3 protein-coding genes and 1 pseudogene are annotated in these 7,200 nt (G+C 70.3%); 3 read left to right on the top strand and 1 reads right to left on the bottom strand.

Features of this window, described 5'->3' with window-relative positions; all coding sequences use genetic code 11:
* Nucleotides 1-3,590, top strand: a pseudogene (locus A5636_RS27515) (PE family protein); the annotation flags it as partial.
* Nucleotides 3,591-3,660: 70 nt separating this feature from the next.
* On the opposite strand, the gene A5636_RS00480 reads toward A5636_RS27515, so the two are convergent.
* Nucleotides 3,661-4,248, bottom strand: a complete 588-nt coding sequence (locus A5636_RS00480) for an LppP/LprE family lipoprotein (protein WP_437339779.1) — start codon at nt 4,246-4,248, stop codon at nt 3,661-3,663.
* 74 nt (nt 4,249-4,322) lie between these two features.
* On the opposite strand from A5636_RS00480, the gene A5636_RS00475 reads away from it, so the two are divergent.
* Together A5636_RS00475 and A5636_RS00470 are read left to right on the top strand one after the other, a co-directional pair.
* Entirely contained in the window at nt 4,323-6,026 is a 1,704-nt protein-coding gene (locus A5636_RS00475; protein WP_065156741.1) for a DEAD/DEAH box helicase, read from the top strand.
* On the top strand, nt 6,026-7,168 hold the full coding sequence (locus A5636_RS00470; RefSeq protein ID WP_065156740.1) for an acyltransferase family protein: 1,143 nt from the start codon (nt 6,026-6,028) through the stop codon (nt 7,166-7,168). The genes A5636_RS00475 and A5636_RS00470 overlap by 1 nt, the downstream gene beginning before the upstream one ends.
* Nucleotides 7,169-7,200: the final 32 nt, after the last annotated feature.

Raw genomic sequence — 7,200 nt, 5'->3', positions numbered from 1 at the left:
GCGTCCCCGCCGGCGCCCCCAGCACCGCCGCCGGCGGTGTGGGCGGTGTCGGTGGTGCTGGGGGTGCGACCTTCGATGGCGGCGCCGGCGGCGTCGGTGGCACCGGCGGCACCAACCGGGCGTTGCTGGGCTGGTCGGGCGGCCAGGGTGGGGCCGGCGGGACGGGTGGCGCCGGATTCACCGGCACTCCCGGGGCGCAGCCGGGGCTCACTGGTGGCGACGGCACAAACGGCGGTGTCGGCGGCGCCGGCGGCACCGGTGGCACCAGTTCAGGTCTGTGGAACTCCGCCGGTAATGGCGGTGTGGGAGGCACCGGCGGAGTGGGCGGTAACGGCGGCGTCGGCGGTATTGGTGCGGGGATGACCGGCGGGACCGGCGGAAACGCCGGCAACGGCGGCGACGCGGGTGTGGGCGGTGCCGGTGGGGCGGCGGGTTTCCTGGCGATCCCCGGTACGGCAGGTGCGTCAGGCGCGGGTGGTAGCGGCGGTATCGGCGGGGCCGGTGGTGCCGGCCAGACCCCGACCACGGCCGGTGCTGCGGGCACTGCTGGTGGTCTGGGCGGCAACGGTGGGACCGGGGGCAGCTCTTCTGGTAGCGGCACAAACGGTTTCGGTGGTGCTGGTGGCGCCGGAGGGATCGGCGGCACCGGTGCGGCCGGTGCCCCCGATACGGGCAGTGGTCCGGGTCAAGGCGGTGAGGGTGGCTTGGGCGGCAACGGTGGTGTCGGCGGTGTGCGAGGCTCCGGCGGCGCTGTCGGCAGCGGGGTCGACGGCGCCGGTGGGTCCGGTGGGACCGGTGGTGGCGGTGGCATCGGGGGCGCCGGTCTGGACGGCAGCGCGACCAATGCGCCGACTGCCGGTGGTTTAGGTGGCAACGCAGGCCAGGGCGGCTCCGGCGGTGACGCAGGCGGATCTGGTGCCGCCAAAGGCGCCGGTGGTGATGGCGGCCAGGGCGGCCAGGGCGGCCAAGGCGGTGCTGGCGATGCCACCTTCACGTTCGACGGCGGCGTCGGCGCCACCGGCGGCACGGGCGGTAACGGCGGGGCCGCAGGGTCGGCCGGCAGTGTCGGTTCCGTGGGCGCGGCCGGAACCGGCGGTGCTGGGGGGACCGGTGGCACCGGTGGCACCGGTGCCGACGGTGGTCCCGGCGTGCAGGCCGGCGGAGGCGGTAACGGTGGTGTCGGCGGTGGCGGTGGTGCCGGCATCGGCGGTGTCGGCGGTGGCGTCGGCGGTACGGGTGGTGTCGGCGGGCAGGGCGGCGCCGGTGACGGCGGATTCGGCGGGGCAGCGCAAGCCGGTGGCGCTGGTGGCACGGGTGGTGCTGGGGGGACCGGGACCGACGGTGGCCTGTTCGGTGGGGGTGGCGCCGGCGGCAAGGGAGGTACGGGCGCAGCCGTCGGCGTTGGTGCGGTCGGCGGCCTGGGTGGCAGCGGTGGTGGCGGCGGCGCAGCGACCGGCGCCGGTAGCGGCTTCGGCGGCGGTGGTGGCGGCGGTGGCGGCGCCGCCGTGGTCCAGGAGATCAGCGGCGGTACCGCCACCGGCACGGCCACCGGCGGCACGGGTGGCACCGGGGGTGCCGGCACAGTCACCGCGGCGGGCGGCGTCGGCGGAACCGGTGGTGCCGGCACCGTCTCGGCTGAGGGTGCAGGTAGCGCTGCGGGCGGAAGTGCGACCGGTGGAGCTGGCGGGTCGGGCGGCACCGATGGCGGTGCCGGCGGTGCGGGTGGAGTCGGCGCGGTCGTTGCGGTTGATGGTGGTACCAACCTCGCGGACGTGACCGGCGGAAATGGTGGTGCCGGCATCGACGGCGGCCACGGCGGTGACGGGGGTGAGGGCAGCATTCTTGTCAACGGTGCCAACAGTGTCGCGTCCGGACGGGCCAACGGTGGTATCGGCGGCGTCGGTACAGGTGTGGGGAGCATCGGTGGTCGCGGCGGTGCTGGCGCCCTTTCGGCGTTCGAAGGCGGCCAGATTCTCGACGCCGCTGCCGCCGGCGGTGCCGGTGGTGCAGGTGTCGACGGTGGCATCGGCGGTGAGGGCGGTCTTGCCGCCGCGGACAGCACGCATGCCGATAGCCAGGTGTTCGGTGATCTGATCGGTGGTGCTGGTGGAACGGGGACCGGTGTGGGTAGCGTCGGCGGCTCCGGTGGGTTGGCACGGTTGCTCGCCTTCCACGGGGGCACCGCGGAGGGAATTGCCACCGGCGGTGTGGGTGGCGCAGCCACTGGTGGCGGCGTTGGTGGCTCCGGTGGCGGGGGCGGTGTCGGTGCCGACATGGGCCACGCCGAGGGGGTGGCCACCGGTGGAGCGGGTGGTGTGGGCTTTGATGGCCGCTTCGGCGGCTTCGGCGGTGACGGAGCGGTAGTCGCCCAAGGTGTCGTCCCAGGTGACAACCCCACCGCGACCGGTACTGCCATCGGCGGCAATGGGGGTAACAGTGGTGACGGCGGTGCCGGTGGTGACGGCGGATACGGCGGTTACGCGCGTGTGGATGCCTCGGGGAGTAGCACCGCTTCTGGCGCAGCGCAGGGCGGTCATGGGGCGGCCGGCGGCAGCGATGGCTGGTCAGGCGGCGCCGGCGGCGATGCTGAGATCAAAGCTGCGAATGGGGGCAGCGCTACCGGGACGGGCACGGGCGCCACCGGTGGTTCTGGCGGAGTTGGCGAGGACGGTGGGACCGGCGGTAACGGTGGCGTGGGCAGCATTACTGCTGACGGAGCCAATAGTGTCGCGTCCGGAGGGGCTAACGGTGGTATCGGCGGCTCCGGTACCGGCGTGGGTAGCGTCGGCGGCTCCGGTGGTTGGGCCCGGTTGCTCGCCTTCAACGGGGGCACGGTGGAGGGAATCGCCACCGGCGGTGTGGGTGGCGCGGCCACTGGTGGTGGCACCGGTGGCTCCGGTGGGGCGGGTGGTATCGGTGCCGACATGGGCCACGCCGAGGGGGTCGGCACCGGCGGAGCGGGCGGTGCGGGCGCGGATGGTCGGGTCGGCGGCTTCGGCGGTGACGGAGTGGTAGTCGCCCAGGGTGCCGTCCCTGGTGACAACCCCATTGCCGCCGGCACCGCCACCGGCGGCAATGGCGGTAATAGTGGTGCCGGCGGTGACGGTGGTGACGGCGGCAACGGCGGCGCGGCGCGCGTGGATGCCATCGGGTCTGGCTCTGCCACGGGTACCGCTCGTGCGGGCAATGGTGGGCTGGGCGGCGGCAGCGGTATCAATGGCGGTGCTGGTGGCGCCGGCGGCCACGGTGGCGGCGCCCAAGTGATTTCGCAGGACACCGAGGTCGTTTTCGCGGACGCGGTCGGCGGCTTTGGCGGCGCGGGGGGCGCTGGTGGCGACGGTGCGATCGGCGGCGCTGGCGGCTCCGGTGGCGCCGGCATCGGCACGACCGCCGGCAGCGGCACCGGGGGCATCGGTGGGTCCGGGGGCGCAGCCACCGCGCCGGGCTCGGGCGGCGACGGCCACGGCGGTATCGGTGGAAATGGCGGCAACGGCACCGGCGCCACCGCAGGCAACGGCGGCGACGGTGGGGACGCCCAACTCGACGGGACGCCCGGGTTGGACGGCCTTGCCGGCGGAGATAATCCGTGAGGTCCTAAAGGATCTAACCCGTGAGATCCACGAACGTCGCTGCGGCTCCTCGCTGGACAATCGCGTTCGATCAGCGCCCAGGCGTATTACCGATCAGCTCCACGCCACTGCCGTTCCAGCGGAACCTGACCACCGTTCCCAAGCCGACGCCGTTGGCATAGGTCAATGCGACCGTGTCTCCGGTGGTCTGCGCGGGGTCGATACCGGTGAACCCGTAGGTGTCCGGCACGCCCTGCGGAATGAACTTGCCGAGGTGGAACATCACCGCCCTGGTGGTCGCGTTGCCGCCGTTGGTGTTGGCCTTGATGATCACGGCTGACAACTGAGCGCACTCGTTGTAGTTACCGGCCACCGGTTCGGGGTTCCACGGCTGCTGGCTGCGCGGATCGCGGGGCAACTCAGAGACCACCTTGGCGATGGTCGGCGAGGCCAGGTTGACTGCACACGGATCCGGCGGTGGGGCGCTGGTCGGGGGCGGGGCAGCCACCGATGAGGGCGCGTTGGAGGTGCCGGACGCGGTCGACGGCTTTGTGGCCTGCGGCGTCTTGGCGACAGTCGAGTCTCCGGAACCGCATCCGGCTAACGCCGTTGCCGATGCCAGAACAAACATGGCGATCAACGGGACGGCATGGCGAGAAGGCGACCACACACCGGGCACGGTACCCGGCGACCGGGCGCATACGCGCGGCAGGCATGGCCATGGCGACGGCACGCTCTAGACTTTGAAGTCCGATGGCTACCCCTGATGACGCGTCCGAGACGCCCCCCGCGACCTTCGCCGACCTGCACATTCACCCCGATGTGGTGCGGGCGCTCGCTGACGTCGGCTACGAATCGCCGACCGCGATTCAGGCCGCCACCATCCCGGCACTTTTAGCGGGATCTGACGTCGTCGGACTGGCGCAGACCGGCACCGGCAAAACGGCGGCGTTTGCCACGCCGATCCTGTCCAGAATCGACGTCAAGAGCAATGCCACCCAGGCTCTTGTCCTGGCACCCACCCGCGAGTTGGCACTGCAGGTCGCCGAGGCGTTCAGCCGCTACGGGGCGCACCTACGGCAGCTGAATGTGCTGCCGATCTACGGCGGCGCCTCCTACGGGGTGCAGTTGGCCGGCCTGCGCCGGGGTGCGCAAGTGGTGGTCGGAACCCCCGGCCGGGTGATCGATCACCTCGAACGGGGAACGCTGGACCTGTCCCGGGTGGACTACCTGGTGCTCGACGAGGCCGACGAGATGCTCACCATGGGCTTCGCCGAGGAAGTCGACCGCATCCTGTCCGAAACGCCGGAATACAAACAGGTGGCGCTGTTCTCGGCGACCATGCCGCCGGCCATCCGCAAAATCACCAGCAAGTACCTGCATGACCCGTTGGAAGTGACCTCGAAGGCGAAAACCGCCACCGCCGAGAACATTACGCAGCGCTACATCCAGGTCGCGGGCCCGCGCAAGATGGACGCCCTGACCCGGGTGCTCGAAGTGGAACCGTTCGAGGCGATGATCGTCTTCGTGCGCACCAAGCAGGCGACCGAAGAGGTCGCCGAACGACTGCGTGCCCGCGGCCTTTCCGCGGCGGCCATCAACGGCGATATCCCCCAGGGGCAGCGTGAGCGCACCATCGCCGCGCTGCGCGAGGGTCGATTGGACATTCTCGTCGCGACCGACGTCGCGGCCCGCGGCTTGGACGTGGAGCGGATCTCGCACGTGCTCAACTACGACATCCCGCACGACACCGAGTCCTACGTGCACCGGATCGGGCGCACCGGTCGGGCCGGCCGCTCGGGCAACGCGTTGCTGTTCGTCTCGCCGCGAGAACGCCACCTGCTCAAGGCCATTGAGAAAGCCACCCGCCAGGCACTCACCGAGACCACGTTGCCCACCGTCGAGGACGTCAACGCCCAACGGGTGGCAAAGTTCGCCGACTCCATCACCGAGGCGCTGGGCGGTCCGGGAATAGAGCTGTTCCGCCGGCTGGTCGAGGACTACGAACGCGAGCACGACGTGCCGATGGCCGACATTGCCGCGGCACTGGCGTTGCAGTCACGCGACGGCGAGGCGTTCCTGCTGGCTCCAGATCCGCCCCCGGACCGACGGGACAAGCGCGAGGAACGCCGGGACAGGGCCGAAAAGCCAAGACAGGCAAGGTCTTTTACGACTTATCGGGTAGACGTCGGCAAGCGGCACAAGATCGGCCCCGGGGCGATTGTTGGAGCGATTGCCAACGAGGGCGGTCTGCACCGCAGCGATTTCGGGCACATCGCCATCGGGCCCGACTTTTCCTTGGTCGAACTCCCGGTGAAGCTGCCCAGAGCAACTCTGAAAAAGCTTGAGCACACCCGCATCTCGGGTGTGCTGATCAATCTTCGACCTGAGCGGAGTTCCGAGAATCGCCGAGCGCCGCGAGACGGCGGCGGCAGACCACGCCGGAAACATACCTGATGACCCTTTCCGAAGAACGGGACGCGCAAGGCGGTCTCGAGCAGACCTCGCACGTCGACCGGGTTGCATCGCTGACCGGCGTCCGAGCCGTCGCGGCCCTGTTGGTCGTCGGGACCCATGCCGCCTACACCACCGGCAAATACACCCACGGCTACTGGGGTTTGGTCGGCGCCCGCATGGAGATCGGTGTGCCGATATTCTTCGTGCTGTCCGGCTTCCTGCTCTTCCGCCCCTGGGTGAAGGCGGCGGCCACCGGCGGCGCCGGGCCTTCACTGAAACGCTATGCCTGGCACCGGGTTCGCCGCATTATGCCCGCCTACGTCATCACCGTGTTGTTCGCCTACGTCCTGTATCACTACCGCGAGGCTGGGCCCAACCCGGGGCACAGCTGGCTGGGACTGGTCCGCAACCTCACGCTGACCCAGATCTACACCGACGGCTATCTGGGCAAGTACCTGCACCAGGGTCTGACCCAGATGTGGAGCCTGGCTGTGGAGGCGGCTTTCTACGTGGTGTTGCCGCTGCTGGCCTACCTGCTGCTGGTCGTGATCTGTCGACGCCGGTGGAAACCGAGGCTGCTGCTGGCCGCTATCGCGGCGTTGACATTGATCAGCCCGGGGTGGCTGATCCTGGTGCACGCCGACCTCTGGTTTCCCGACGGCGCACGGCTGTGGCTGCCGACCTATCTGGCCTGGTTTCTGGGCGGCATGTTGCTGGCCGTACTGCAGGCGATGGAGGTGCGTTGCTATGCGGCGGTGGCGATCCCGCTTGCCGTCATCTGTTACTTCATCGTCTCCACCCCAATTGGCGGAGCCCCGACCACCTCGCCGGCCTCGTTGCCCGAGGCGCTGTGGAAGACGGGTTTCTACGCGGTGATCGCGACGCTGGCGGTGGCGCCGTTGGGGCTGGGTGATCGCGGCTGGTATTCGCGGCTGCTGGCCAGCCGGCCGATGGTGTGGCTCGGCGAGATCTCCTATGAGATCTTCTTGATCCATCTGGTGACGATGGAGTTCGCGATGGTCTACATCGTGCGCGCGCACGTCTACACCGGTCCGATGCTGTACCTCTTCGTCGCGACGATGGTGCTGACCATCCCCTTGGCGTGGCTGTTGCACCGCTGCACCCGCGTGAAGGACCGCTAGGTGGTGTCCGCCGGGGAACCAGCCACCTCGGT

It is taken from the genome of Mycobacterium asiaticum (genome assembly GCF_001673315.1).
Lineage (GTDB): Bacteria > Actinomycetota > Actinomycetes > Mycobacteriales > Mycobacteriaceae > Mycobacterium > Mycobacterium asiaticum_B.
This window is presented reverse-complemented; position numbering and strand designations above follow the sequence as displayed.